Below are 26,403 nucleotides of genomic sequence, written 5' to 3' on the forward strand. Positions count from 1 at the left end.
ATCGTCAGGCAACGTCGTGGCAGCCTTGACCGGTTGCCGTCCCCGGCGTGTCCACCGACGACAGGAGTGCCCGTGAACGACGTCCGCGATCGATCCCACCGCTTGAACCGAGCGTCCGGGATCGCACGGCACGGACGTCTGCGGCGCTCGAGGCCCTTCGCGACCGCTGCCAAGACGGTCTCCGCCGTCGTCGCAGTGGCCCTGGTGAGTTCGGTCTCGGTCACGGCGATCGCGGCGAAGCAGGTCACGGACGACCTGGGTGACGGCGTCGAGATCCAGGGACAGCCGGCACCGCAGGCGAAGGGCGGCGCGAAGCCGATCAGTGCCTTCAAGGGCGGGTTCAACATGCTCGTCGTCGGCACCGACAACGACCCCGAGCAGAGTGCGGCCTTCGGGGAGCGCGATGCGACCCTCAACGACGTCAACATCCTGCTGCACGTCTCGGCCGACCACACCAACGCGACCGCGGTGAGCATCCCGCGCGACCTCGTCACCCCGATCCCGGCCTGCAAGAAGACCGACGGCACGGGCACGGCCCCGGCGATGGCGGCGCAGCCGATCAACACCTCGTTCGGCGAGGGCGGCCTGAACTGCGTCACCCAGACCGTCGCCGGGCTGACCGGGCTCGACATCCAGTACTCGGCCGCGGTGTCGTTCAAGGGCGTCATCGAGATGTCGAACGCGATCGGCGGCGTGCCCGTCTGCGTCGCCCAGCCGATCACCGACTCGTACACCGGGCTGAACCTGCCCGCCGGCACCTCGACCCTGCAGGGCGACGAGGCCCTGGCATTCCTGCGCACCCGGCACGGGGTCGGTGACGGATCCGACCTCGGCCGGATCTCGAGCCAGCAGGTGTTCCTGTCGTCGCTGCTCCGCACCGTGAAGTCGAACGACACCCTCGGTTCGCCGGCCCGCCTGTACAAGCTGGCCCGGGCCGCGGCGTCCAACATGCAGCTGTCCCAGAGCCTGAACGACATCGGGACGATGGTGCAGATGGGCCTGGCGCTGCGCGACCTGCCGCTGGCGCAGGTGAACTTCGTGCAGTACCCGGGCACCACGGGCGGCACCGGTGTCTACGAGGGCAAGGTCGAGCCGACCACGTACCTGGCCGACCGGCTGTTCGCGAAGATCAAGGCCGACCAGTCGTTCTCCCTCGGGGCGGACAGCACGGGCATCGGGTCCGAGACGAGTCCGACGCAGCCGAACCCGACGCAGCCGAGTCCGCAGCAGCCGACCGCTGCACCGTCGTCGCCGGCCGCTGCGCCGGAGACCGCGACCCCCGCGACACCGGCGGCGCCTTCGTCCGCTGCGCCGCGTACCCCCTCGGCGACGCCCGAGACCATCGACGGGCTCGAGGGCCAGTCCGCCGACCAGCAGACCTGCTCCAAGGCGTTCGGGTACTGAGGCGCGGGCGGACGGACGGTCGCTTGCCGCCCCCCGCCCCTGTCCCCTTCCGCGAAAGCGACAGTCTGCCGCCGAACATCCGCGGCACTCTGTCGCCCTGGCGCCAGTGACGGCCGAGCTCGGCGGCACAGTGTCGCTTTCGTGGGCCCGACCGTTGCCGCGCGTGCGTGCGTGCGCCGGGACGTCAGCAGTGCACCCGCCCCGCCCCCGAACACAGAAACGGGGGCGCGGTGGTGGGCCGCGCCCCCAGGGGAAGTCGCTCCCCGCCGGGCGCCACGCGATCGGGCGCGCCGGGCCCGCACGGGGAACGACGTCGGGTGCTGTGTCGCGACGACGGGGACGAGCCCCGGAACGTGATTGCCGCGTCCCGATGATGCTATGCAGTGGGGTACGCCCCGACAACCCCAATGTGTCCCCACTTCGGGGGACCGAGTGTGACGGGTCGTGCCACGCGCGGGTGTGCGTCGGGTCGAGAGTGGCGCGGTCCTCCTGTATGGTGGTCGCAGCGCTCGCGAGAGTGCTTGGAGACGTCGCATAGTCCGGCCGAGTGCACCACCCTGCTAAGGTGGAGTCCCCTTTGAGGGGACCGAGGGTTCAAATCCCTCCGTCTCCGCACTCCACGAAAGCCCGGTCCGATCGGACCGGGCTTTCGTCGTTGCTGGCTCCGAAGCGCCCGCGTCAGACCGTCGCGATGCTCCCCGTCGTCGTGGTCCGCACTCCCGCGCGCCCCCGACGCACCGCGCCCATCGCCACGAGCGTCAGCACCACGGCCGCCAGGGTGATCCCCGACCCCGCCCAGATCGGCGACGTGTACCCGAGCCCGGCGGCGATGGTCAGGCCGCCGATCCAGGCCCCGAGCGCGTTGCCGAGGTTGAACGCGGCGATGTTCGCCCCGCTCGCCAGGGTCGGCGCGTGGTCGGCGTACTGCATCACCCGCGTCTGCAGGGCCGGCACGGTCGCGAACCCGAACGCCCCCATCAGCACGAGGGCGATCACGGTGAGCACCGGCGAGGTCGCGACGAGGGCGAACACCGCGAGCACCACGGTCAGCACGACGAGCACCACGAGCAACGTGCGGTCGATCGAGCGGGCCGCGAGCTTGCCGCCGGCGAAGTTGCCGACGAACAGCCCGATGCCGAACACGATGAGCAGCCACGGCACCGCCGACGACGGGAACCCGGACACCGAGGTCAGCGTGTACGCGATGTAGGTGAAGGCGCCGAACATCCCGCCGTAGCCGAGCACGGTCATGCCGAGCGACAGCCAGACCTGCCCGGACCGGAAGGCGCCGAGCTCGCGGGCGAGCGACGGGACCTCGGTGGAGCGGACTGCGGGGACGAGGACGAGCACGCCGATCAGGGCGACGACGCCGATGGCCGCGATCGCCCAGAACGTCGCACGCCACCCGGCGGCCTGGCCGAGGAAGGTACCGAACGGGACGCCGAGCACGTTCGACGCGGTGAGCCCGGTGAACATCAGCGCGACGGCCGAGGCGCGCTTGGACCGCTCGACCATGTTCGCGGCGACGACCGAGCCGATGCCGAAGAACGCTCCGTGGCACAGGGCGGCGATGACGCGGCCGGTCATCATCACGCCGTAGGTCGGGGCGATCGCGGACAGGGTGTTGCCGACGATGAACAGCACGAGCAGCCCGAGCAGGACGGGCTTGCGGGGGAGTCGCGTGGTCGCGGCGGTGAGCCCGAGGGCCCCGACGATGACCGCCAGGGCGTACCCGGTGACGAGCCAGCCGGCGGTGGTCTCGGTGACGCCGTAGTCGGCCGCCACCTCGGGCAGCAGGCCGGTGATGACGAACTCGGTCAGGCCGATGCCGAATCCGCCGAGTGCGAGGGCGATGAGTCCCGCGGGCATGGATGTCCTTCCGTTGTGCAGCTGTGCCGCGTACGCTGGTTGTTGCAGACGCGGGATATCGATAGTTGCACACGCGGGGTATCCGCGCAAGCAACTGTCGCCGTCTGCACCGACCGAAGGAGCCCCGATGTCCGTCGACGACACCTCCACCGCCGTCCGTGCCCACGGCTGGCGCACCCTGGCGGCGCTGCACGGCTTGATCGAGACGCGCCTGGAGCGGGCGCTGCGCGAAGTCGACCTGTCCGTCGTGGAGTTCACGGTGCTCGATGCCCTGCGCCGCCAGGACGGCTTCCACATGCGCATGCAGCAGCTCGCCCGCGCGGCCGCCCTCAGCCCGAGTGCGACCACCCGACTGGTGAACCGGCTCGAGGAGCGCGCCCTGCTGACCCGCGTCCTGTGCGCCGACGACCGTCGCGGGCTCTACACGGAGCTCACGCACGCCGGGCAGGTCCTGCTCGAGCGTGCGACGCCGATCCACGCCGCGGCGCTCGAGGGCGCCCTCGCCGAGGCGCACGAGGTCCCCGAGCTCGCCGACCTGGCCGAGTCCGTCGAGCGGCTCGAGGGCGCGCGCGTCTGACCTCGGGTCACCTCGCACCCGGCCTGGAGGCCCGGCGCACCTCCGCCCCGCCGGCGTCGGCCCCGGGGCGGTCACCACTCAGGCGCGCGGCGGCCCCGTCGTCGAGCGCACGACGAGCGTCGGCGGCACGAGTGTCCGGAGGGGATCCGTCGGCGTCCCCGCTGCGGCGCCGATCCGCTCGACCAACCGCGCAGCCGCCAGGCGCCCGACCTCGTCGTTGTGCGGGTCGACCGTCGTCAGGCGCAGCAGGGGTGAGGCGGCGAGCGGGGTCTCGTCGTTGCCGATCACCGAGACGTCCTGCGGCACGCGGAGTCCGGCTTCCTGCACGGCGGCGATCGCGCCCATCGCCATGACGTCGTTCGCGGCGAACACCGCGGTCAGGTCGGGGTGCTCCCGCAGGGCGAGCCGCATGCCCTCGTAGCCGGTCGTCTCCGAGGTCGGGCCGGAGCCGTAGACCATCGGCTCGATGCCGGACGCGACCAGCTGCGCGACGGTGGCGTCGCGGCGGAGCGCAGCCGGGCCTCCCGAGCCGGTGACGTGGGCGATGCGGCGGTGACCCAGGCCGATCAGGTGATCCGCTGCCAACCGTCCGCCGGCGGCTTCGTCGGAGGCGACCACGTCGAGTCCGCCGGGGACGTCCTCGCGTGCGCCGGCGACCACGACCGGGGTGTCGGCGGGAACGACGACGTCGGGGAAGCCCTCGGCGGCGAGCACCACGCCGTCGACCCGCAGGGAGACCAGGTCGTCGAACGGGGATGAGTCGAGGTGGGCGTTGGCGCGGGTGTCGGCGAGGGTGAGGCGGAGTCCGTGCGGGGCGAGGGCCTCGCGGATGCCGTCGAGCATCGGGACGTACCAGGGGTTCCGGAAGTCGTCGACGATGACCCCGACGGTGCGGGTCCGGGTGCCGGCGAGGATGGCGGCGGCGCGGTTCGGGCGGTAGCCGAGTTCTGCGACGGCGGCGAGCACCGCGGAGCGGCGGGCCGGGGAGACCCCGGGATCGTCGCGCAGCACCATCGACACCAGGGACTTCGAGACGCCTGCGCGTGCGGCGACGTCGATGATCGTCGGCGGGCGAGGGGTCACGCTGAGCCTTTCCGGCACGGTGCTTGACAGGACATGGGCTGCTGCGGCTACAGTCTACCGACACGTTATGGAACGTTCCAGAATCGAGATCCAGCGACCTTCTCGAAGGAGAGAACATGAGCGACAGCATCGGCGTCGCCGTCATCGGCGCGGGCATGGCGGGCAAGGCCCACATGGCTGCGTGGCGGAACGCACCCTCCCTCTTCACCTCGACGCTGCCGCCGGTCCGGCTCGTCTCGGTCGGCGACGTCTACGAGCCCCTCGCCGCCGAGGCTGCACGGCGCTTCGGCTACGAGCGGCACGACACCGACTGGCGAGCCATCGCGGCAGCGGACGACATCGACGTGGTGAGCGTCGTCGTCGCGAACACCCTGCACCGCGAGATCGTCGAGGGCCTGCTCGCCGCCGGCAAGCACGTGCTGTGCGAGAAGCCGCTGTCCGACTCGCTCGACGATGCCCGCGCCATGGCGTCCGCCGCTGCCGAGGCCGCGCAGCGCGGGGTGCTCGGCCGCATCGGGTTCACCTACCGCCGGGCTCCCGGCCTCGCGGCCATCAAGGAGTTCGTCGAGGACGGCACGCTCGGCCGGGTCCTGCACGTCTCCGGCCGGTACTGGACCGACTACGGCGCCTCGCCCGACGTCCCGTTCTCGTGGCGCTTCGCCGGGGCGCCCGGTTCCGGCGCGCTCGCCGACGTCGGCTCGCACCTGTCCTACGTCGCCGAGTTCCTGGCCGGCCCGGTCCGGAGCGTCAGCGGTGGGACCTTCACCACGTCGATCACCGAGCGACCCGTGGCCGCCGGACACGCCCTGCGGGGGCAGGCCGTCCCGCTCACCGGTGAGACCGCGGCCGTCGGCAACGACGACTACGCCACGTTCAGTGCACGCTTCGGCGACGGCACGGTCGTGGGGGCGCTCGAGGCCTCCCGCGTCGCGGCCGGGCACCCGAACGGCCTCGTCATCGAGGTGTTCTGCGAGCGCGGCGCCGCCCGCTGGGACCAGGAGCGCGCCTCCGAGATCGGCCTCGCGCTGCAGTCCGACGGCTCGCGTCTGGGTGGGTACCGCCAGGTCGTGCTCGGCCCGGACCACCCCTACGTCGCCGGTGGTATGGCGATGGACGCCCCGGGGGTCGGCTGGGGGCAGAACCAGATGTTCGAGTACCAGGCGCGGGCGTTCCTCGACGAGATCGCCGGGCTGTCCGGCGCCGTGCCCGATGCCCTGCCCGCGAACGCCACGTTCGACGACGGCGTGCACAACATGGAGGTCCTCGACGCGGTGGCACGGTCCGCCGCGGCCGGGGGCACCACCGAGACGATCAAGGAAGCAGTGACGGCATGAAGCTCGGCCTCTACAACGCGATCCTGCACGACCGGCCCCTCGCCGACGCACTCCGGGTCATCGCGGCCAACGGCCTCACCGGCATCGAGCTGAACACCGGCGGGTTCCTGCCCCCGGTGCACGTGCCCGACATCGACGCGATCCTGCAGGACGACGGGGCGCGGGACGCGTTCCTCGCCCAGTTCGCGGGCACCGGCGTCGAGATCGCCGGGCTCAACTGCAACGGCAACCCGCTGCACCCCGACCCGGCGATCGGTCCCGCGCACGCCGAGGACGTCCGGCGCAGCATCCGCCTGGCGGCCCGCCTCGGGCAGGACCGCGTCGTCACGATGTCCGGACTGCCGGCGGGGGAGCCGGGCGGGACGCGGCCGAACTGGATCGTGAACGCCTGGAACTCGGCTGCGCTCGACGTCCTCGAGCACCAGTGGAGCGTCGCGGTGCCGTTCTGGCAGGAGATCGACGCCCTGGCCCGGGAGCACGGCGTCAAGGTCGCACTCGAGCTGCACCCGCAGAACCTCGTCTTCAACCCGGCGTCGATCCGGGAGCTCGTCGAGCGCGGCGGGCTGACCAACGTGGGGGTGGAGCTCGACGCCTCGCACCTGTTCTGGCAGCAGATGGACCCGGTGGCGGTCGCCCACGACCTCGGCCCGCTCGTGTTCCACGCCGCCGCGAAGGACGTCCGGATCAACCCGCACGCCGCGATCAACGGGGTGCTCGACAACTCGTTCCGCCGGTTGTCGCCGGACGAGTCACGCACGAACCTCGGCGGCGACGAGTGGGCGAACGAGTGGCCGAAGCCGTCGGCGTGGGACTTCGTCGCGCTCGGCAAGGGCCACGACGAGGCGTACTGGACGACGTTCCTCGAGGCCCTGCGTGCGATCGACCCGGACATGTGGGTGAACATCGAGCACGAGGACACCGAGCTCGGGCGCGAAGAAGAGGTCGCGGTCGCCGCACGCGTGCTGCGCGCCGCGGACGCGGCGCTGGCGCCTACGGTCCTGACGGTCCGTCAGCCGACCCGGTCACTGCCTGGAGGCCCGTGGACCGTTCCGCGCACCGGGTGACGGACCCGCAAGTGGTGGGCCGTGCCTCCCGGCCCCACCACACGCGGATCGGCCACCGGTGCGCGGAACGACCAGTCCGTGCACCCGTACCGGGTGCTGTCACCGGCCCGATGTAGCATGCACGACACCTGTCCCCGACGATGGAGCCCTGCGTGCCGGAGCCGACCCACCCCGCCTTCCCGCTCGAACACGTGCGGGCGGTGGGCGACGACATCGTGGCCTCCGTCGCCACGGTGATCGACGGCAAGGCGGAAGCCATCCGCACGGCCCTGACGGTGATGCTCGCCGAGGGGCACCTGCTCGTCGAGGACGTCCCCGGCGTCGGCAAGACCGTGCTCGCCAAGGCGCTCGGGGCCTCGGTCGGCGGCTCCGTGAACCGCATCCAGTTCACCTCGGACATGCTGCCGTCCGACGTCACGGGCGTGAACATCTTCGACCAGTCGTCGGGCACCTTCCGGTTCTCGCCCGGCCCGGTGTTCGCGAACGTGGTCATCGGCGACGAGATCAACCGCACCAGCCCGAAGACCCAGTCGGCCCTGCTCGAGGCGATGGCGGAGTCGCAGGTCACCGTCGACGGTGTGACGCGTCCGCTCGACCGGCCGTTCATGATCGTCGCCACGCAGAACCCGATCGACATGGAGGGCACGTACCCGCTGCCCGAGGCGCAGCGCGACCGCTTCATGGCGCGCATCGCGATGGGCTACCCGAGCGTCGACGCCGAACGGCAGATGCTCGCGAACCGTGGCGGCAGCGACCCGCTGTCGCGCCTGCGGCCGATCGTCGACGTCACCACGCTGCGGGCGATCATCGAGACCGTCGCCGGGGTGCACATCGCCCCGGACGTCGAGGCGTACATCATCGCGGTCGTCCGGTCGACGCGCACCCACCCCGACCTCGTGCTCGGTGCGAGCCCCCGCGCGACGCTGCACCTGGCGCAGGCGGCCCGTGCGCACGCGGCCCTGCTCGGCCGCCCGTTCGTCACCCCCGACGACGTCGCGACGCTCGCCCCGATCGTGCTCGCGCACCGGCTCGTACCGGTCGCCCGTGGGCTCGGCGGCACCGGCGAGGACACCGTGCGCGAGATCGTCGTCCGCATCGTCTCCGACACCGCCATCCCGTTCACGGCCACCCCCGTCCGCTCCTGATGGCCGGTCCATCGGCACCGCCGTCGCTGCTGCGACGCGTCGGTGCCGCGCGGTCCACCGCGGCCCGGTTGGGCCGCCGCGGGCTGTCGCTGGCCCGCCGCACCCCGTTCCCGCGCCCGACGATCCGGGGCTGGACGGTCATCGCCGTCGGCATCGGCCTGGTCGGCGGCGGTCTGGTCGGCACGACGAGCGTCGCCGTCACCGCCGGCCTGCTGCTGCTCGTGCTGGTCGTGCTCGGCATCGTGATGGCGTTCGTCGTCGCCACCCCGCTCCGCGGCAGCCGCAGCACCGCACGGGCGATCGTGCAGGTGGGCGAGGTCTACCGGGAACGCATCACCCTCGGCAGCACCAGCCTGCCGATCGGCCCGCGGGCGACGCTGCTCGTGCGCGAACAGCTCGAGGACGCCTTCGCCAGCCTGGCCGAGGCGGAGACCTACGCCGAGGTCGGGCCGAACCTGCCGCCGGCCGTGCTCGACGTCGAGGCACTCGCGATGCACCGCGGCCGCTCGCTGGTCGGCCCCGTGACGATCCGGGTCGAGGACCCGTTCGGTCTGCTCCGCATCGACCGTCCCGTCGTCCCTGCTGAGGAGGTCGTCGTCGTCCCGGCCTCGGCACCCCTCGGGGCGATCGACGCCGGGGCGCTCGCCGGTGCGGTCTCGGCCGACGAGGGCCGGGTCGGACAGGGTGGTTCCGCCGACGACAGCGAACTCCGTCCGTACCGACCGGGTGACCCGATCCGCCGGGTGCACTGGGCCCAGAGCGCACGGCGCGGGGAACTCCACGTCCGCCAGAGCACCCAGGCCCAGCCGCCCGAGGCCGTGATCGCCCTCGACGTCCGGCGCGAGTCCTACCAGCGGCTCGGGCGAGAGGACCTCGCCGAGCTCTCCGACCTGGGCGGCGACCAGGCCTTCGAGCACGCCGTCGTGGTGGCCGCCAGTGTCGCCCGCGCGCTCGCCGCCCGAACCTCCCGTGTCGTGCTCGTGTTCGACGGTCCCGAAGGCGCGACCCGGCACGCGGGCGACGTCGGCGGGCTGACCGACGTGCTCGTCGGGCTCGCCGACGTCCGGCTCCGCTCCGACGCCCGCGAAGTCACCGACGTCCTGCCCGAGGTCCGTGGCCGCGACGTGCACGGCATGACCGCCGTCGTCACGGGCACCTGCACCGCGGAGGAAGCCGCCGAACTGGTCAGTGCGACCAGCGGTTCGAGCCGCGGCATCCTGGCGACGATCGTGCCGCCGGACCCGGCCGTCCGGGGCATCCTCGACCGCGGCGGCTGGCGGACCCTCGTGGTGCCGGTCGTCGGCGCGACGCCGTCCGGAGCCGCCCGGTGACCGGGGTGAGCGCACCGGCGCGTGGCCGTGCCGACGTGCGCGAGATCCTCGACCGCGACGACGACCTGCGTGACGTCCCGAGCGCCTGGGTCGTGGCCCTCGCACCGGTGCCCGTGCTCCTCGCCGCCCTCGCCATCCGGCCGCTCGTGCAGGGCATCGCCTGGTGGGCATCGGGCGTCGTCGTCGTCGCCGTGCTCGTCGCCGTGATGCTCGCGGTGCGCCGCCAGACGCCCGGCGTCCGCTTCGTCGTCCTGGTCGGCACGGTCATCGCCTGCTCGTCCGCCGCCGCCCTGGTCAACGACATCCAACCGCTCGGGTGGCTCGACGCCGACGGGGCCCTCGGGGAGACGCTCGCCGCGATCCGCCTGAACCCCGCACCACTACCGCAGACCGACGCGATCCGGCTCGTCGTCACCGCGTCGATCGGCTGGGTGGCGGCGGTCTCGCTGTTCCTCGCCGCCATCGCGCGGATCCCGTCGCTCGCCGCTGCGCCGGCCCTCGTCATCCTGATCGTGCCGGGTGTCATCACCGGGCAGCCCGCCGGCACCCCGCTCATCATCGCCACGGCGGTGGCGTTCCTCGCCCTGCTCTGGCTGTCCGTCCGCCCGGTGCAGCGCGCACTGCCGGCCGCGGTCGTCGGGGCGATCGGGCTCGTCGTCGCCATCGGACTGCCGACGATCGTGCCGCTCAACGCCAGCTGGTTGTCCGGCGTGACCGGTGCGATCCAGTCGCCGATCCAGCCCGGACGGCCCGGCACCCTGCTCGAACTCGGCAACGACCTGCGCCGTCCGAGCGAGCTCGAGGTGTTCCGGTACCGCTCGTCCGACGGGCAGCCCGAGTACCTCAAGCTCGCCGACCTGGACGAGTTCGGTACGGGGGACTGGGTGCCGACCGTGACGAACGCGGCCGAGGCCGACACTGCCGACGAGCAGCAGTGGGCCGAGGGCGTCAACCCGCGCCTCGCGAGCCGCGGCGACGTGACCGTCCGGATCACCGGGCTGTCCAGCACCTACCTGCCGGTACCGTCGGGGGCGGTGTCGATCGAGTCGCAGTCCACCAACCTCGACCTGTCGCAGTGGCGGTGGATGGGGAACTCGAGCACCGTGCGGTCGACGGGTGCCGCGACCGCCCGCGGCGCGATGTACGAGGTCTACGGGGCCTCGACGTTCGCCAACGACTACCTCGACGCGGTCGCCGCCTCGGGGGTGCTCGCGCGATCCGACGGCCGTGGCTTCCGGGAGCCCAGCCGCGAGCAGCTGCGCACCGACCTCGCCCTACCCGACGACCTGCCCGCCAACATCTCGACCACCGCGACCCGCGTCGCAGCAGCCGCGACCGACGACTACGGGCGAGCGCGGGCACTCGAGCAGTGGTTCCGCAGCGACCTGTTCACGTACTCCGAGACCGCTCCCGTCGAGCAGGGCTACGACGGCGACAGCATGGACGTCGTCTCGACGTTCCTGAAGGTCCGCGACGGGTACTGCGTGCACTTCTCGTCCGCGATGGCCGTGATGGCCCGCACGCTCGGCATCCCCTCGCGCATCGCGGTCGGGTACCGGGCCGGGTCGCCGCAGCCCGACGGTGAGTACGCGGTGTCGAACCGGCAGCTGCACTCCTGGCCGGAGCTCTACATCCAGGGCGCCGGGTGGGTCGCCTTCGAGCCGACGCCCGACTCCGACGAAGCCGCGCCCTCCGAGGAGCCCTCGGCCTCGCCGACCGCGGCGGCACCGGAGACCCCGCTGCCGGCACCCGAGCAGACCACCCCGGCGGACGAGTCAGCGTCACCGACCCCGTCGGCGTCCCCGGTTCCGGGTGCCACGGGTGCGTCCGGCACCGGCGGCGGCGGTGGTCCGGTCGGGCTGCTCGTGGGCCTGCTGCTCGTGCTCGCGGTCCTCGTCGCCCCGGGTCTCGTGCGTGCGGTTCGCCGTCGGTCGAGGCTGTCGGCGATCGCCGCCGGCCGGTCGCCCGCCGTGCAGGCGTGGCGCGAGTTGCTCGACGACGTCGCCGACCACGGGTACGCGCCGGGCCTCGCGCCGCCGGGTGACGCCGCCGCCGTGGCCCGGACCGCCCGAGCCGTGCTCGGGCGCCTGCGTCCCGGGTTGCCGGAGTCGGTCGTGCCGCACCTGGAGGCCGCGGTCGACGCGGTCGATCGGGAGCGCTTCGCCGCCGACGGGGCCGCCTCGGTGGACACGGCGGCGTTGGAGCGTCACGTCCGCGACGCTCGGGAGGCGCTCGACGCCTCGGTCCCCACGGTGCGCGTCGTGCGGTCGCGCCTGTTGCCGCCGAGTCTGTTGCCGTCGTCCGCCTGGTCCCACGACGGGCCGAAGCCCCGCCGTCGGGATCGTCGCACGGCCTGACGCGGGCGCGTGCGCGTGCTCGTGGTGCGAGGTTCCGTACTCCGTGCGACCGGCGCGGCCTCGCACGGACTACGGAACCTCGCACCGTTCGGGCGCGGCGCCGCCAGCGTCAGCGCCGGCGGATGACCGCCTCGACCAGGGTCGCGATGCGCTCGCCGGGGTCGACTCCGGGCAGCGCCGGCGCGTCGAACACCAGGCCGACGTTCGCCCCGATGAGCACGGTCGCGAAGTCCTCCGGGGTCATGCCGACCTCGACCTCGGGGTGGGCGCCGAGCCACAGCCGCACCAGCTCGAGCACGCCGTCCTGCAGGATCCGGCGCTGCCGGATGAACTCGGGCAGGAACTCGGGGTGCCGGACGGCGTACCCGCGGAACGCCGAGAGCAGCGCGAACTGCTCGCTCTGGTCGTTCTGCCCGAACGCGGCGCGCAGGACGTCCCCGACGTCGACGGCGGCGATGTCCGCGTGCACGAGTTCCTGCAGTGAGCTGAGCACGACGTTCGTGGACCGCTGCATGACCTGGGCGAGCAGGTCTTCCTTCGACGAGAAGTTCGAGTAGACCGCACCCTTGCTGAACCCCGCGCGCGCGGCGACGTCGTCGAGCCGCGCGCCGTACACACCCTGTTCGGCGAAGACCGCGGCTCCGGCGGCGAGCAGGCGTTCCCGGACCTCGGCCCGCGGGATGCGCTGGGTGGGGGAAGCGTCGTCGCTCATCGGTTGCTGCTCCGACCTGTGCCGGTGGTCGTCGGGGAGAGCATCGTGGTGGAGACCTGCCGCGCCGCGCGTCTGATCCCGCGCGGCATCAGCGAAGCCCCCATCCCCACGTCTGCTCGGAACCGCCGCGTTCGGGTCGCGTCGGTGCTGTGCGGACAGCGTTCACCGGGACGTGCCCGGCAGAACAGCCAGGTCGATACCCGGCGGTACTGATCGTACCGTCGCGGAGCCGCGGAGGACAGCCCCTCAGTCCTCGTGCTCTTCTCGGACACTGCCGGCACCCGTCCGACGGCCCGGGCGCCGGAGCAACCGGAGCGCGTCCGGCCGCAGGCTCCGACCCCGCCGCAGCAGCGAACCGAGGGTCGACTTCGGCTGCCAGTCACGGCCGTTCGGCAGCCCCCAGCCCCGGCGGACCGCTCCCCAGCGGAGCCCGAGCGACAGGGTGATCGCGAGCAGGATGCCGAGCGACGGCGACCCGAGTGCCGAGGCGATCACCATCACGGCCGACGCGGCGACGGCCACGGTGGCGTACAGCGCGTTCCCGCCGAACACCGCCGGCACCCGCCGCAGCAGCAGGTCGCGCATGGCTCCGCCGCCGACCGCGGTGATGGTCCCCATGATGATCGCGGCGGGCCAGTCGAGCCCGGCGTCGTAGGTGCGCTGCACACCGACCACGGCCCAGAACCCGATCACGGCGGCGTCGAGCACGGTGAACAGCCGGTCCCAGGTGAGCTCGGAGAACGACACGAGGAACGCGATGAGCGCCCCGGCGACGGCGACCGGCACGTATAGCGGGTCGACGAGCGCGACGGGTGGTCCGTTCTGCAGCAGGGTGTCGCGGAGCATCCCGCCGCCGAGTCCGGAGACGAACCCGACGACCAGGAACCCGAACAGGTCGAAGTCCATCGCGCGGGCGATGGAGCCGCCGAGCAGGGCGGACGCGAAGACCCCGGCGAGGTCGAGCACGTTCGTGACCGACGCCAGGCCGTCGACGGACAGCAGGTTCATGAGAACCATCAAACATCACGTCGCACGACTGGCGGGCCGTTCTGCGGTTAGGTTAGCCTCACCTTCGTCATGCTCGCCACTCTCGTCATCGGTCTCCGTGAAGGCCTCGAAGCCACGCTCATCGTCGGCATCATCGCCGCGTTCCTGCGTCGCAACCGCGTCCCGCTCACCCCGATGTGGTCGGGCGTCGGGCTCGCGGTGCTGCTCAGCATCGCCGTCGGCTTCGGGCTGCAGGCCGTGGAGCAGGCGCTGCCGCAGGCCCAGCAGGAGGGCATGGAGGCGGTCATCGGCATCGTCGCCGTCGTCTTCGTCACGGGCATGATCGTCTGGATGCGCACGCACGCGCGCACCCTGACCGCCGACCTCGAGGCCAGCGCGACCGCAGCCCTCGGCCGTGGCACCGCCTGGGCCCTCGCCGGCATGGCGTTCCTCGCCGTCCTGAAGGAGGGCTTCGAGACCTCGGTGTTCCTCCTCGCCACGTTCCAGGCATCGTCGGACACCGGCCTCGCCGCGCTCGGTGCCGTGATCGGCATCGCGGCCGCGGTCGTCGTCGGCTTCGGCATCTACACCGGTGGCGTCCGCCTCAACCTGTCTCGGTTCTTCACCGGCACCGGGGTCTTCCTGGTCTTCGTCGCGGGCGGCCTGGTGCTGACCGTCCTCCGCCGTGCGCACGAGGCCGGCTGGATCGTCATCGGCCAGCAGCGCACCGTCGACCTGTCGTGGCTCGCCCCGAACGGTTCGGTGCAGGGGGCCCTGGTCACCGGCGTGCTCGGCATCCCGCCGGACCCGCGGGTCATCGAGGTGCTCGGCTGGGTCCTCTACGTCGTCCCGGTGCTGGCCCTGACGCTCTGGCCGCGCGCGTGGCGTCCGTCGCCGGACCGCGTGCCCCGGGTGCGCGCCGTCGTCGCCGGCGCACTCGCCGTGGCCGCAGCGGCACTCGCGATCGCCGTGCCGACGGGCGGGGGCGACCTGCCCCGCACCACCGCGGTCAGCGGCGACGCCAGCTCCGTCTCGGCCAGCGTCGACGGTGCGTCCGGCGTCCTCCGCGTGGCCGGCACCGGCCGGGAGGCCCGGATCACCCTGCCGACGTCGGCCCACCGCCGCGTCACCCGCGCGGGCGTGGCCGCCGACCGGTGGCGCGTCGTGCAGGACGGAACCAGTGAGCAGGGGAGCGGTGCCGACCGGCCGTCGACGCTGACGCTCGACGACCTCGTCACCCTGTTCGGTCGCCTGCCCGTCGGGGTCTCCCCGTCGACGAACCCCGGCCCCTTCGCGGCGCGCTGGGCCGTGCGGGACACGGTGACCCTGTGGACCGTCCGTGGTGGGGTCCTGGACGCGACCCGCGACGAACGCGAGGTGCTGACGCTGAGCGGTGGGGGCCTCCCGGCCGCGCGCACCACGACCCTGGACCGCACCGTCTGGTCCGTCCCCGACGCCCGCGTCGAGCGGTCGGCCGCCTCGGTGGCCGCAGCGGACTCGCGGTCCGCGGACCTGCTGCTCTGGAAGGCCTGGCTGCCGATCGCCCTCGGCATCGCGGCCGCCGCGCAGGCGCTGCTGGCCCTCCGTGACCGCCGTCGCCGCCGACTCCCCACCACCCCCACCCCCGAACCCGTCCCCGCTCGTGGCCCTCCGGCCGCGGACCCTGCAAGGAGCACCGACCATGTCCTTCGGTAAGCCCGTCCGACCCCTGATCACCCTGGGCGCCCTCGGCGCCGTCACCGCCCTCGCACTCACCGGGTGCGCCGGTGGGTCCGCCGAGGCCGGCGGCTCCGGCTCCGGCGACGCGAAGGTCTCCCGCGTCACCATCACGCTCACCAACGACGGGCAGGACGCCTGTGCGGTGTCCTCGACCAAGGTCCCGGCGGGCCCCGTCACCTTCACGGTGAAGAACGAGTCCTCGACCGCGATCACCGAGGTCGAGCTGCTGCAGGACCAGCGGATCCTCGGCGAGAAGGAGAACCTGGCACCCGGCCTCGACGCCGTCCGCTTCACCGCCACGCTGACCGGCGGGAAGTACCAGGTGTACTGCCCCGGTGCCGAGACCGAGCTGACGGACTTCACCGTCACCGGCAAGGCAGCGTCGACCGCGAACAGCAGCGCCTCGACCCTGCTCCGCGACGGGACGAAGGGCTACGCGACCTACGTCGACGGCCAGGTCACCGACATGGTCGCCGCGGTCGAGCAGCTGCAGAAGCACATCGACGCCGGCGACCTCGACGCGGCGAAGACCGACTACGCGAACGCCCGCCCGTTCTACGAGCACGTCGAGAGCGACGTCGACGGCTTCGTCAAGAAGGGGTTCAAGGCCACCGACAACGCGGGCAACCTCGACTACCTGATCGACATGCGCGCCTCGAACCTCGACCCGGCCGTCGGCTGGAGCGGGTTCCACGCCGTCGAGAAGGACCTGTTCCAGGCCGGGAAGATCACCGCGTCGACCAAGCAGACCGCCGCGGACCTGACCGAGGACGTGCAGCTGCTCGCGAAGCTCGTGCCGACGCTGGACTACAAGCCGGAGGACCTGGCGAACGGTGCCGCCGGCCTGCTCGAAGAGGTGCAGTCGAACAAGATCACCGGCGAGGAAGAGGCGTACAGCCACATCGACCTCGTCGACCTCGCCGCCAACGTCGAGGGTGCCCGTCAGGCCTTCGCGTACCTCAAGCCGGGGCTGACCAAGCTCGACCCGACCCTGACGAAGCAGATCGCCAAGCAGTTCGACGCCACGAACACGATGATGGACGGCTACCGCGACGCCGACGACCTGGGCGGTTTCGCCACGTGGGACGCCGCCACCAAGAAGTCCGACGCGAACACGATCTCGCAGCAGATCCAGGCGCTGCAGGACCCGCTGTCCCGTCTGGCCGAGAAGGTCGCGACCGCGTGACCGAGCCGGACGAGGCACCCCGGGTGGACGAGGCACCGCGGGCGAACGTCTCCCGCCGTGGTCTGTTCGGCGCCGGCCTGGCCGTGGCCGGTGCCGGGGTCGGCGCGGCAGCGGGCATCGGCGGTGCCACCGCGGCGACCGGCGTGAACCCGTTCACGGCGGTGGCGAACGGCGACGAGTCGATCGACCTGTCGCAGAGCCAGCCGTTCTACGCCACCGCGGCACGGCAGCCGCAGGGCGGGATCCGCACCACCCCGCAGCGGTACTGCGTCTACATGACGTTCGACCTGTCGACGACCGTCACGACCGAGCTGCAGGTGCTCCTCGCCCGCTGGTCGGCCGCGATCGCCCAGCTGCAGGCCGGCAAGACCGTCGGCAGCGTCGAGCCGGCGCACGGCAACGGGGTCGGTGCCGACACCGGCGAGGCGCTCGACCTCGGGCCGGCGTCCCTGACCGTCACGGTGGGCCTGGGACCCGGCGTCTTCGACGAGCGCTTCGGGCTCGCCGACCGCCGTCCGGCCTCGCTCGCCGACATCCCGACGCTGCCGAGCGACAACCTGCAGGAGGGCCTGACCGGTGGGGACCTGTCCCTGCAGGCCTGCGCCGACGACCCCCAGGTGGCGTACCACGCGGTGCGCGACCTGGCGCGGATGGCCCGCGGCACCGCGACCGTCCGCTGGACCGTGCTCGGTTTCGGCCGAGCATCGGCGGGGCCGAACCAGAGCACGCCCCGCAACCTGATGGGGTTCAAGGACGGCACCCGGAACATCACGACCGACGCCGACCACGACCGGTTCGTCTGGCTCGACCGCGACGCCGGGTGGATGGCCGGCGGCAGCTACCAGGTGGTGCGGAAGATCCGGATGAACATCGAGACCTGGGACGCCGACGTCGTCAGCGACCAGCAGCGGGTGTTCGGGCGGACGAAGATCCAGGGCGCGCCGCTCTCCGGCGGACAGGAGCACACCACCCCGGACTTCCACGCGAAGGACGACGACGGTGCGACGAAGATCGACGCGACGTCGCACATCGCCCTCGCCGCGCACGAGGCGAACGGCGGCGTGAAGATCCTGCGCCGGCCGTACAACTACACCGACGGGCTCAACGAGTACGGCCAGCTCGACGCCGGGCTGCTGTTCATCGCCTACGTGAACGACCCGGACCACTTCACGCGGCTGCAGCGGAAGCTCGGCGCCTCGGACCGGCTGAACGAGTACGTCTCGCACATCGGCTCTGCGGTGTTCGCCGTGCCGCCGGCACCCCGCAAGGGGTCGTACATCGGCGAGCAGCTCTTCCGCTGAGCTGCGTCGCTGACCCGAAGGGGTGGGCGCCCTCCGCCGTTTCCCTGGAGGCGGAGGACGCCCGCGTCGCGGAGTCTCGCCGAACGGAACCACCGTCGACTTGCTGAAAGCGACCCGGCACGACGCGTCGCGGTGCGACAACCCCGAGAGTACCCCGCGGATCCGCGGATCCGCAGTGATCGACCGGGATGGGACAGCAACCGTGACCGCCGGGTCGCGCGAGGTGTGCGCCGGACGTGCCCCGGGCCTCCTGACCGACGCGAACGGGCCGCCTCACCAGGGTGAGACGGCCCGTTCGCGTGTGTGCCCGCAGACTGTGGGTCAGTCCGTCAGGACCGTCGCGGCACGTCGTGCGCGGGTGCGGCGGAGGACCACGAGTGCCGTGATCCCGGCGAGCAGGAGCAGGCCCGCCGCGATCGCCGGAGCGGTCAGGTCCGCACCCGTGTAGGCGAGGTCGCCACCGGCGCGCGGGTCGTCGTCGGTCCCGCCGACGCCACCGATGCCCGCGTCGTCACCGTCACCCGCGCCGGGGCCGGGGATGACCCCGCCGCCCGGGTCCGGGGTCGGAGCCGGGGTCGGGTCGACCGGGTCCGTGGGGTCGGTCGGGTCCGTCGGGTCGGTCGGGTCGACCGCTGCGGCGACCGGGATCGTCACGGCGAGGGTGACGGTCTGGCCACCCGGCAGGGTGACGACGAGCGGTGCGTCCGTCGTGGCGACCGGCTCGGCCACCGCGGCGAGGGAGACGGAGCCGGCGGTGCGGGCGGCAGCGCGTGCGGCCGGCGCCTCGATCTCGGGGACCGTGACGGTCAGGGTCGCGCGACCCTGCTCGTCGTTCTTGTCGGTGATCGTCGGGTCGATCGCTGACGTTGCGAGCTCCTTGCCGTCCGCGGTGACCGAGACGGTGCCGGCCTTCGCCGGGTCCTCGCTGCTGAACACGAGCGACGACAGGTCGAGCTCGATTGCGTCACCGGGCTGGAAGCCACCGGCCGGGGTCGGCGTGACCGTGACGCCGACGGCGCGCTGGTCGACCGGGGGCGTGACCTTCGGGTTGGCGAGGAAGTAGTCCACCTGGGCTTGCAGGTCGACCTGGCCGGAGTCGGCGACGTTCGTGCCGGTCGCGAAGGCGGCGAAGTTGTCGCCACCGGTCGACAGGAACGAGTTGACGGTCACCTTGAGGGTGTCGGCCAGCGCGATCGCCGTGCCGTCGAGGGTCATGCCGGTGATGCGCTCGCCGCGACCCTTCGACGGGTCGTAGGTGTACGCGAAGCCGTCCGAGACGCCGAGCTTCAGGAACGGACGCTCGAGGCCGTCCGGCTGCCACTGCTGCTCGAGGGCGTTCTTGATCTGCTGGCCGGTCATGTCCTTCGTCACCAGGGTGTTGGCGAACGGCTGGACGAGCGCGGCCTCCTTGTAGGTGACGGTGCCGTCCGGGTCGCCGGCGCCGCTGGACGCGTAGACCATGTCGGTGCGGAGACCGCCCGGGTTCATGAAGGCGACCTGCGAGCCGTTCCGCTCGGTGGCGCTGCGCTGGACCTCGGCGATGTAGTTGCCCAGGACGGACTCGCCGCCGCGGTTCTCGGCCTTGCGGTCGGACTGCACGGCGCGACGCAGGTCACCCGTGATCTCGCCGAGCTTCTCGCCGCCCTTGACGTCGGCGACGGCCTTCGCGGCGGTCACGATGTCGCTCACGGCGTTGACCGAGGTGGTGTCGGCGGGGACACGCTTGTCCTCGTTGACGGAGGTGACCGACGACGTGATGCCGGTGAGCTGCTTGTCGGCGTCCACGGTGAGCTGCAGGTGTCCGAGGTTCACCCCGTAGGACCCGGCCTGGATCACCGGACGCTTCGTGCCGTCGGGGCCGGCGATGGAGTGGTTGTACGTCGCGTGGGTGTGCGCCGACACGATGGCCGAGACCTTCGACGAGACGCCCGAGGTGATCTTGCCGAACGCGCCGGTGCCGGTGGCGTCGGTGAGCGCACTCGTGGTGGCGCCCTCGTGCACGAGCAGGACGAGCACGTCGGCCTCGCCGTTGTCGTCCTTGCCGTCGGTGAGCTGCTCGGCGTACCGGTTGACCTGGCTGACGATCGGGGCCATCGCGAGGCCCTCGACCCCACCGGGGCTGACGAGCCCGGGGATGAGGTCCTCGGTCGTCGCGCCGATGAAGCCGACCTTGACGCCGCCCTTCTCCACGATGGAGTACGGCGTGAACGCGGGGTCGGTCGTGCCGGCCTTGACGATGTTCGCCGAGACGTACGGCCAGTCGGCGCGGTCCTCGATGCGGCCGGTCAGGTCGTCCTGGCCCTTGTCGAGCTCGTGGTTGCCGATCGCGCTGACGTCGAGGTCCATGGCGTTCAGGGCGTCGATCGTGGGGGAGTCCTGCTGGATGAGCGAGGTGAAGGTCGAGGCGCCCACGTTGTCGCCGACGCTGGCGAAGATCGTGTTCGGGTTGGCCTCGCGGTACGACTGCACGACGCCGGCGAGCTTCGCAGCACCGGCGGCCTTGTCGGCGGCGGTGCCCTCGGACTCGATGCGACCGTGGAAGTCGTTGACGTCGATGATGTCGATCGTCGTGTCGCCCTCGGCGGCGACGGCTGCGGACGGGACGGACAGTGCGACCAGGACCCCGGCGGTGGCGAGGGCCGCGCCGGCGCCGAGGCGTCGTCGGGTCGTCGCACCGGCGGTTCCGGTGGTGTGGGAAGTGTTCATCGCCGTCGAACCTACGAAGACGCACAGGCGACTCGCCAGCCCCCTGCCGAACTCGTCACACGACGTTCACATCGGCAACACGCGTGGTCGGTCCACGCGGAGTGGACGGGAGGCGCGGGTCACGTGACCGACGTCGGTCACGTGATCCGGGCCTCCAGACCAGGGCCCTGTGCTCGTTGCCGGTGGGCGCTCGCTACTGCTCCTGCGCGATCAGCGGACGCAGCGTGCGGTGCGCGATGCGCAGCCCCTCGAGCACCCGGTCGTCGGTGCCGCCCCAGAGCGGGTCCTCGTGCTCGACGCTCAGCGTGCCGTCGAAGCCCGCCTCGTAGAGGCGGTCGACGACGCGCGGCCAGTCCACGACGCCGCGGCCCGGCACCCGGAACCGCCACCAGCCCATGTCCCACGGGTCGTCGCCCTTGTCGACCTTGCCGAAGAACCCGTACTCGTTGCGCCGCTCGGGGAACAGCTCCAGGTCCTTCGCCTGGGCGTGCACGATGTGCTCGGCGAAGGGCAGGATCGTCTCGACCGGGTCGATGCCGATCCACGTCAGGTGCGACGGGTCCCAGTTCAGGCCGAAGCCCAGGCCGGTGACCCAGCCCCAGAGCTCGGGGGAGTACGCGATGTTGCCGGGGTACCCGTCGGGGTGCCAGCCCTCCATCACGCAGTTCTCGATGATGAGCCGCACGCCCCGCTCGCCGGCGTAGTCGACGAGCTCAGGCAGGACCCGGTTCCCCTCGGCCATGTTCTCGCGGACGGACTTCGTGGTGTCGCGGCCGATGAAGGTGCCGACGTACGGGATGCCGAGCGTCTGTGCGGTGTCGATGGCGTGCTTGAGGTGGGTCCGCACCGCCGCCCGGTGCTCCGGGTCCCGGTGCAGGTTGTTCTCGTAGTACGCGAGCGCGGAGATCTCGAGACCGGTGCGGTCGAGCAGGGCGCGGGTGGCGAGGGCGTCCTCGTCGGTGAAGGTGGCGACCGGCAGGTGCGCCGCCTCGAAGTCGCGGCCGCCGGTGCCGGGCCAGACGGCGACCTCGAGCCGCTCGTAGCCCTGCTGCTGGGCGAACCCGGCGATCCGGTCGAGCGACCAGCCGGGCAGGCAGGCGGTCAGCATGCCGAGCTTCACCGGATCTCCCGCCAGGTCGTCTCGGCCGCGCTGCCGATCACGGCCTCGATGATGTCGGCGGAGCGGGCGCCGTCCGCGAACGTCGGCAGTCCGTCGGGGGCCACCCCGGTGCGGACCGCGGTGTAGGTGTCGGCGACGAAGGCCGCGAAGGCGTCGAGGTACCCCTGCGGGTGCCCGGCCGGCACGATCGCAAGCCGGCGCTGGTCCGGGTACCCCTGCGACGGGTCGCGGACCACGATCTGGGCGCCGCGCTCGTTGCCGAACCACGCGGACTCGGGCTGCTCCTGGTCGAACGCCGCGCTGCCGCGGGTGCCGTCGACCTCGAACCACAGGCGGTTCTTCCGGCCCGACGCGACCTGCGAGATCACGACGTTCCCGATGCGGCCCGTGGCGGTGCGGAAGGTGGCGACGGCGGTGTCCTCGGTGGTGACCTCGGCGCGTTCGGCCGCGTCGGCCACCGGGTCCGGGTCGGGGGAGCCGGAGAACGACGGACCGGACGCCGCCGGCCGCGTCGGGTAGACGATGTCGGTCGCGGCGGACACCGAGGCGAAGCGCTCGCCCGTGACGAACTCGACCAGGTCGCACCAGTGCGAGCCGATGTCGGCGAACGCGCGGGACAGCCCGCTCGAGGTCGGGTCGACCCGCCAGCTCGAGGCGTCCTCGTCGAGCATCCAGTCCTGCAGGTAGTGGCCGTGCACCGCGAGCAGCCGGCCGAGCTCCCCGTCGGCGATGCGCGCCCGGATCTCGCGGACCATCGGGTGGTACCGGTACACGAACGGCACGGTGGCCACGACACCGGCCTCGGCTGCGGCGGCGACGAGCTCGGCGGCCTGGGCGGGGTCGATCGCCAGGGGCTTCTCGCACACCACGTTGATGCCGGCCGCGATCACCGCGAGCGCCTGCGGGTGGTGCTGGTCGTTCGGGGTGCAGATGTGCACGACGTCGGGGACGTCGGCGATGACCTCGTCGAGGGAGGCGTAGCCACGGGGCAGGTCGAGCTGCGCCGCCACCTGCTCGGAGCGGGCGGCGTTCCGGCCGAGCACACCGAGGACCTCGGCACCGGAGGCCCGGGCCGCCCGGGCGTGGACGCCGGCGATCATGCCCGTCCCGACCACGGCGACGCGGAGGCGTCGCCCTTCGTACCCACTGCTCATGGTGCTCCCTCGCGCCGGAATGACACCACCGTAGCGGCCCGGTCATCCACCGGGGCCGATGAGTACCGTCTGCTGCATGTCGAGCCTCCAGACCAGCCTGCTCATCCTCGGAGCCAGCGGCGACCTGTCCAAGCGCCTGCTCCTGCCCGGCCTCGCCACCCTGCTCCAGGTGAAGGACGACTGGGACGTCCAGCTCGTCGGGGCCGGTGTCGAGGACCTGTCCGACACCGACTGGAAGGCGCAGGTGCGCGAGTCCTTCGAGAACGCGCAGGCGTCGAAGAACGAGGAGGACGAGGGCGCCTCGGGTGACACAGCGCTGCCGGAGCGACTGCAGGCCGTGGTCGACGCCTCGACCTACCGGAAGGCCGACGTCACCGACCCCGACGACCTGCGCGCACTGCTCGCCGTGTGCGAGCATGACCCCGCGATCTACTTCGCGCTGCCGCCCGCGGTCACCGAGAAGAGCTGCGAGCAGCTCGCCCACCTCGACCTGCCCGCCGGCACGCGCCTGGCGCTCGAGAAGCCGTTCGGCACCGACGCCGACAGCGCCTCGCACCTGAACGACCTGCTGCACTCGTTCATCCCCGAGGAGCGCATCCACCGCGTCGACCACTTCCTCGGCCGCTCCACCGTGCTCAACCTGCTCGGGCTGCGCTTCGCCAACCGCATCATCGAACCGCTGCTGTCGTCGCAGCACGTCGAGCGCGTGGACATCGTCTACGACGAGACCCTCGGGCTCGAGGGCCGGGCGCGCTACTACGACAAGGCCGGGGCGCTCACCGACATGATCCAGAGCCACCTGCTGCAGGTGATGGCCGTCGTCGCGATGGAGGCCCCCGCCTCGATCAAGGCCGACGACCTGCGCACCCAGAAGGAGCTCGTGCTGCGGGCCGTCCGACCGTGGGGCGGCGACGTCGTCACGGCCGGCAAGCGCGCCCGGTACACCGCCGGCACCGTCGGGGACCGCCAGCTGCCGTCGTACGTCGACGAGGACGGCGTGGACCCGTCGCTCGGCACCGAGACCCTCGCCCAGCTCACCCTGGAGATCGCGAACTGGCGCTGGGCAGGCGTGCCCTTCACCCTGCGGTCCGGCAAGGCGCTCGCCGCGCAGCGCCGCGAGATCGTCATCACGTTCAAGGACTCCCCGCACGTGCCCGAGGGGCTCACCGGCACCGAGCTGCCCGACCGGCTGCGCATCTGGATCGCCCCGGACGAGATGCAGCTCGAGCTCAACGTCAACGGCGCCGGTGACCCGTACACGATCGACCACACGAGCCTCGAGGTGACGTTCAACCCCGGGCGCCTGAGCGCCTACGGCGAGGTGCTGGCCGGCGTGCTCGAGGGCGACGCCACGCTGTCGGTCCGCGGTGACAGCGCCGTGCAGGGCTGGAAGGTCGTCGGGCCGTTCCTCGACGCGTGGAAGGCCGGCAAGACACCCCTCGACGAGTACGCCGCCGGGTCCGTCGGCCCGGACGGCTGGGACAACATCGAGGCCTGAGCCCGAGTGGCGGCGTAGCGTCGGGCGACGTGAACACCACCGACGACGTCCTGCAGACCGTTCCCGAACCCGCCGGCGCCGACATCCGTGTCGACGACGTCCCCTACGACCACGAGGGCACCGAACTGCTCGGTGTGCTCGCGAAGGACGCCGCGATCGCGGGCCGTCGTCCGGCCGTCCTCGTCGTGCACGACTGGCACGGCGTGAACGAACACGTCGAGGCCCGGGTGACGATGCTCGCCCGGCTCGGCTACGTCGCGTTCGGCGCGGACATCTACGGAGCCGGCGTCCGGCCCGGGGACGACACCGCGGCCCAGGTCGCCGGCGGTTTCTACCAGGACCTGCCCCTGCTGCGCGCCCGCGCCACCGCCGGGCTCGAGCGACTGCTCGCCGACCCGGACGTCGACCCCGCCCGCGTCGTCGTGATGGGCTACTGCTTCGGTGGCTCGACCGCACTCGAACTCGCGCGGACCGGTGCCGACCTGGTCGGGGCCGTGGCGTTCCACGGTGGCCTCATCGCGCACGACCCCTCGGACGCCGCGGACATCCGGGCGAAGCTGCTCGTCCTCACCGGGGGCGCCGACCCCGTCGTGCCGGACGAGGCCGTGCACGCGTGGCAGGACGAGATGCGGGCGGCGCCGGACGTCGACTGGCAGGTCGTGACGTACTCGGGCGCGATGCACGCGTTCGCCGTGCCGGGCACCGACGCCCCGGACCACGGCGCGCAGTACCAGGAGCGTGCCGACCGCCGGTCGTGGCAGGCGCTCCGGGTGTTCCTGGCCGAGGTGTTCGACGAGGAGCCCGCGGCGCTGTGACGGTGCGGCCGTCGGAGACCGTTCGCGACACGCCGAGCACGGGGGCCGGAGGGGCTCGATTGGCGCCCGGGCCGCACCTGTTGTAGAGTCTTCCACGGCCGCAAGGCCACGCGCTCGTAGCTCAATGGATAGAGCATCTGACTACGGATCAGAAGGTTGGGGGTTCGAGTCCCTTCGAGCGCACAGGCAAGCAGAACGACGAAGGGCCCCGGTGGATTCCACCGGGGCCCTTCGTCGTTCCGGCGTTCCGGCCGGCGTGCGCGCACGGGTCCGTCCGTCGCGCGTCAGCTCCGTGCGACTTCGTGAGCAGGAACGGTCGAGTCCCCGAGACGGACTCGACCGTTCCTGCTCACGAAGTGGCGGGCGTGTACGGCTGGGCCGCCTCGATGACCTCGGACGCACCGGCGATGCCGAACGACGTGAAGAGCGGTGCCCACAGCGCCTTGAGCTGCGCCACGAGTTCGTCGTCGGTCAGCTGCGTCGAACCGTCCACCATGCCCAGCGTCGTGTTGAGGAGCAGCAGGACGGACGGCTGGACCGCGGCCGCGTCGACGTCCGCCGCCGCGACCCCGGCGCTGACGAGTTCGCCCCGCGTCATCTCGAACCAGTCGAAGCCGCGCGGCACCGGCACGCCGGCCTTGCCGAGTTCGTGCAGGAGCCGGACCGCGCCGCCCGCGACCGAACCCCGGCGGACGTCCATCCCGGTGGTCAGGAGGAACACCGTCAGCCGCTCGATGCCCGGCTGCGCGGGGAGTGCGTCGAAGAGTTCACGCCAGCGCTGCTGCTGCAGTTCGATGACCGCCGTCGCCAGGTCCTTCTTCGACGGGAACAGGTGGTACCCGATCGCCGACTTCGGCTTCCCCATCGCCTCGGCGACACGGGAGAACGTGGTCGCCTCGTAGCCGAAGGCCGCGAACTGCTGCCCTGCGGCGTCGATGATGGCTCGACGAGACGCCTCCATGGCGAGCTGCCGCTGGTTCATCTGGCGCGGTGTCCTTCCTCGCCCGGAGCTGAGCGATCAGTGAACACCACATCTTAGGG

Annotated in this window: 20 protein-coding genes and 2 tRNA genes; 14 read left to right on the forward strand and 8 right to left on the reverse strand. The window is 72.3% G+C overall.

Annotation, left to right across the window (positions count from 1 at the left end; all coding sequences use genetic code 11):
• Positions 1-102 precede the first annotated feature (102 nt).
• Positions 103-1,404, forward strand: coding sequence for an LCP family protein (locus QRN49_RS14540; protein WP_284756501.1), 1,302 nt, complete (start codon positions 103-105; stop codon positions 1,402-1,404).
• Between the two features lie 523 nt (positions 1,405-1,927).
• Positions 1,928-2,017: transfer RNA gene (locus tag QRN49_RS14545), tRNA-Ser, on the forward strand.
• Between the two features lie 65 nt (positions 2,018-2,082).
• On the opposite strand, the gene QRN49_RS14550 is transcribed toward QRN49_RS14545, so the two are convergent.
• Complete coding sequence (locus QRN49_RS14550) at positions 2,083-3,273, reverse strand: MFS transporter (RefSeq protein WP_111113917.1); 1,191 nt, start codon at positions 3,271-3,273, stop codon at positions 2,083-2,085.
• A gap of 127 nt (positions 3,274-3,400) precedes the next feature.
• Between QRN49_RS14550 and QRN49_RS14555 the strand changes: the two genes are divergently transcribed.
• Positions 3,401-3,850 carry a MarR family winged helix-turn-helix transcriptional regulator gene (locus tag QRN49_RS14555; RefSeq protein ID WP_284756502.1) on the forward strand — a complete coding sequence of 150 codons (450 nt, stop codon included), beginning with the start codon at positions 3,401-3,403 and terminating at the stop codon, positions 3,848-3,850.
• 78 nt (positions 3,851-3,928) lie between these two features.
• Here the strand turns inward: QRN49_RS14555 and QRN49_RS14560 are convergent, their stop codons facing one another.
• On the reverse strand, positions 3,929-4,933 hold the full coding sequence (locus QRN49_RS14560) for a LacI family DNA-binding transcriptional regulator (RefSeq protein WP_284756503.1): 1,005 nt from the start codon (positions 4,931-4,933) through the stop codon (positions 3,929-3,931).
• 116 nt (positions 4,934-5,049) lie between these two features.
• Between QRN49_RS14560 and QRN49_RS14565 the strand changes: the two genes are divergently transcribed.
• The 5 genes from QRN49_RS14565 (at position 5,050) to QRN49_RS14585 (ending at position 12,164) form a co-directional block, all read left to right on the forward strand.
• Complete coding sequence (locus QRN49_RS14565) at positions 5,050-6,267, forward strand: Gfo/Idh/MocA family protein (RefSeq protein WP_284756504.1); 1,218 nt, start codon at positions 5,050-5,052, stop codon at positions 6,265-6,267.
• Positions 6,264-7,331 (forward strand): sugar phosphate isomerase/epimerase family protein, encoded by a 1,068-nt coding sequence (locus QRN49_RS14570; RefSeq protein ID WP_284756505.1) that lies wholly within the window; start codon positions 6,264-6,266, stop codon positions 7,329-7,331. The genes QRN49_RS14565 and QRN49_RS14570 overlap by 4 nt, the downstream gene beginning before the upstream one ends.
• Positions 7,332-7,471: 140 nt before the next feature.
• The gene (locus QRN49_RS14575; RefSeq protein WP_284756506.1) at positions 7,472-8,476 is read left to right on the forward strand and encodes an AAA family ATPase; all 1,005 of its coding nucleotides are present in this window, start codon (positions 7,472-7,474) and stop codon (positions 8,474-8,476) included.
• A complete protein-coding gene (locus QRN49_RS14580) occupies positions 8,476-9,807 on the forward strand; it encodes a DUF58 domain-containing protein (RefSeq protein ID WP_284756507.1) in 1,332 nt (443 codons plus the stop codon). Before QRN49_RS14575 ends, QRN49_RS14580 begins: the two co-directional genes overlap by 1 nt.
• Before the next feature lie 5 nt (positions 9,808-9,812).
• Positions 9,813-12,164 (forward strand): transglutaminase TgpA family protein, encoded by a 2,352-nt coding sequence (locus QRN49_RS14585; RefSeq protein ID WP_284756508.1) that lies wholly within the window; start codon positions 9,813-9,815, stop codon positions 12,162-12,164.
• Between the two features lie 109 nt (positions 12,165-12,273).
• Here the strand turns inward: QRN49_RS14585 and QRN49_RS14590 are convergent, their stop codons facing one another.
• Positions 12,274-12,876, reverse strand: coding sequence for a TetR/AcrR family transcriptional regulator (locus QRN49_RS14590; RefSeq protein ID WP_284756509.1), 603 nt, complete (start codon positions 12,874-12,876; stop codon positions 12,274-12,276).
• Between the two features lie 246 nt (positions 12,877-13,122).
• Positions 13,123-13,884, reverse strand: coding sequence for a trimeric intracellular cation channel family protein (locus QRN49_RS14595; protein WP_071406483.1), 762 nt, complete (start codon positions 13,882-13,884; stop codon positions 13,123-13,125).
• Positions 13,885-13,953: 69 nt separating this feature from the next.
• Between QRN49_RS14595 and efeU the strand changes: the two genes are divergently transcribed.
• Genes efeU through efeB form a run of 3 tightly spaced genes read left to right on the forward strand, consistent with a single transcriptional unit; the run spans position 13,954 to position 18,069 of the window.
• Positions 13,954-15,558, forward strand: coding sequence for an iron uptake transporter permease EfeU (gene efeU, locus QRN49_RS14600; protein ID WP_284756510.1), 1,605 nt, complete (start codon positions 13,954-13,956; stop codon positions 15,556-15,558).
• On the forward strand, positions 15,545-16,768 hold the full coding sequence (gene efeO / locus QRN49_RS14605) for an iron uptake system protein EfeO (RefSeq protein WP_284756511.1): 1,224 nt from the start codon (positions 15,545-15,547) through the stop codon (positions 16,766-16,768). Before efeU ends, efeO begins: the two co-directional genes overlap by 14 nt.
• On the forward strand, positions 16,765-18,069 hold the full coding sequence (efeB, locus tag QRN49_RS14610) for an iron uptake transporter deferrochelatase/peroxidase subunit (protein ID WP_284756512.1): 1,305 nt from the start codon (positions 16,765-16,767) through the stop codon (positions 18,067-18,069). The genes efeO and efeB overlap by 4 nt, the downstream gene beginning before the upstream one ends.
• A 321-nt stretch (positions 18,070-18,390) precedes the next feature.
• Here the strand turns inward: efeB and QRN49_RS14615 are convergent, their stop codons facing one another.
• From QRN49_RS14615 to QRN49_RS14625, 3 genes are all read right to left on the reverse strand, one after another.
• The gene (locus tag QRN49_RS14615; protein WP_284756513.1) at positions 18,391-20,775 is read right to left on the reverse strand and encodes a bifunctional metallophosphatase/5'-nucleotidase; all 2,385 of its coding nucleotides are present in this window, start codon (positions 20,773-20,775) and stop codon (positions 18,391-18,393) included.
• 193 nt (positions 20,776-20,968) lie between these two features.
• Positions 20,969-21,895 carry a sugar phosphate isomerase/epimerase family protein gene (locus QRN49_RS14620; RefSeq protein ID WP_111047724.1) on the reverse strand — a complete coding sequence of 309 codons (927 nt, stop codon included), beginning with the start codon at positions 21,893-21,895 and terminating at the stop codon, positions 20,969-20,971.
• The gene (locus QRN49_RS14625) at positions 21,892-23,049 is read right to left on the reverse strand and encodes a Gfo/Idh/MocA family protein (RefSeq protein ID WP_245165136.1); all 1,158 of its coding nucleotides are present in this window, start codon (positions 23,047-23,049) and stop codon (positions 21,892-21,894) included. Before QRN49_RS14625 ends, QRN49_RS14620 begins: the two co-directional genes overlap by 4 nt.
• A gap of 76 nt (positions 23,050-23,125) precedes the next feature.
• On the opposite strand from QRN49_RS14625, the gene QRN49_RS14630 reads away from it, so the two are divergent.
• The 3 genes from QRN49_RS14630 (at position 23,126) to QRN49_RS14640 (ending at position 25,545) form a co-directional block, all read left to right on the forward strand.
• Positions 23,126-24,547, forward strand: a complete 1,422-nt coding sequence (locus QRN49_RS14630) for a glucose-6-phosphate dehydrogenase (protein ID WP_284756514.1) — start codon at positions 23,126-23,128, stop codon at positions 24,545-24,547.
• 29 nt (positions 24,548-24,576) lie between these two features.
• Positions 24,577-25,362, forward strand: a complete 786-nt coding sequence (locus tag QRN49_RS14635; RefSeq protein ID WP_071246870.1) for a dienelactone hydrolase family protein — start codon at positions 24,577-24,579, stop codon at positions 25,360-25,362.
• Positions 25,363-25,472: 110 nt separating this feature from the next.
• Positions 25,473-25,545, forward strand: a tRNA-Arg gene (locus QRN49_RS14640).
• 166 nt (positions 25,546-25,711) lie between these two features.
• On the opposite strand, the gene QRN49_RS14645 is transcribed toward QRN49_RS14640, so the two are convergent.
• The gene (locus QRN49_RS14645; RefSeq protein ID WP_284756515.1) at positions 25,712-26,344 is read right to left on the reverse strand and encodes a TetR/AcrR family transcriptional regulator; all 633 of its coding nucleotides are present in this window, start codon (positions 26,342-26,344) and stop codon (positions 25,712-25,714) included.
• Between the last annotated feature and the right edge of the window lie 59 nt (positions 26,345-26,403).

Origin of the sequence: Curtobacterium sp. ME-Dv--P-122a (genome assembly GCF_030209645.1) — a bacterium.
Classification (GTDB): Bacteria; Actinomycetota; Actinomycetes; order Actinomycetales; family Microbacteriaceae; genus Curtobacterium; species Curtobacterium flaccumfaciens.

Bases quoted from the DNA above. Each gene is read 5' to 3' on its own strand.
- QRN49_RS14550 (WP_111113917.1), bottom strand. From the start codon at position 3,273: ATGCCCGCGGGACTCATCGCCCTCGCACTCGGCGGATTCGGCATCGGC.
- QRN49_RS14555 (WP_284756502.1), top strand. From the start codon at position 3,401: ATGTCCGTCGACGACACCTCCACCGCCGTCCGTGCCCACGGCTGGCGC.
- QRN49_RS14565 (WP_284756504.1), top strand. From the start codon at position 5,050: ATGAGCGACAGCATCGGCGTCGCCGTCATCGGCGCGGGCATGGCGGGC.
- QRN49_RS14570 (WP_284756505.1), top strand. From the start codon at position 6,264: ATGAAGCTCGGCCTCTACAACGCGATCCTGCACGACCGGCCCCTCGCC.
- QRN49_RS14575 (WP_284756506.1), top strand. From the start codon at position 7,472: ATGGAGCCCTGCGTGCCGGAGCCGACCCACCCCGCCTTCCCGCTCGAA.
- QRN49_RS14580 (WP_284756507.1), top strand. From the start codon at position 8,476: ATGGCCGGTCCATCGGCACCGCCGTCGCTGCTGCGACGCGTCGGTGCC.
- QRN49_RS14590 (WP_284756509.1), bottom strand. From the start codon at position 12,876: ATGAGCGACGACGCTTCCCCCACCCAGCGCATCCCGCGGGCCGAGGTC.
- QRN49_RS14595 (WP_071406483.1), bottom strand. From the start codon at position 13,884: ATGAACCTGCTGTCCGTCGACGGCCTGGCGTCGGTCACGAACGTGCTC.
- efeU (WP_284756510.1), top strand. From the start codon at position 13,954: ATGCTCGCCACTCTCGTCATCGGTCTCCGTGAAGGCCTCGAAGCCACG.
- efeO (WP_284756511.1), top strand. From the start codon at position 15,545: ATGTCCTTCGGTAAGCCCGTCCGACCCCTGATCACCCTGGGCGCCCTC.
- QRN49_RS14615 (WP_284756513.1), bottom strand. From the start codon at position 20,775: ATGAACACTTCCCACACCACCGGAACCGCCGGTGCGACGACCCGACGA.
- QRN49_RS14625 (WP_245165136.1), bottom strand. From the start codon at position 23,049: ATGAGCAGTGGGTACGAAGGGCGACGCCTCCGCGTCGCCGTGGTCGGG.
- QRN49_RS14630 (WP_284756514.1), top strand. From the start codon at position 23,126: ATGTCGAGCCTCCAGACCAGCCTGCTCATCCTCGGAGCCAGCGGCGAC.
- QRN49_RS14645 (WP_284756515.1), bottom strand. From the start codon at position 26,344: ATGAACCAGCGGCAGCTCGCCATGGAGGCGTCTCGTCGAGCCATCATC.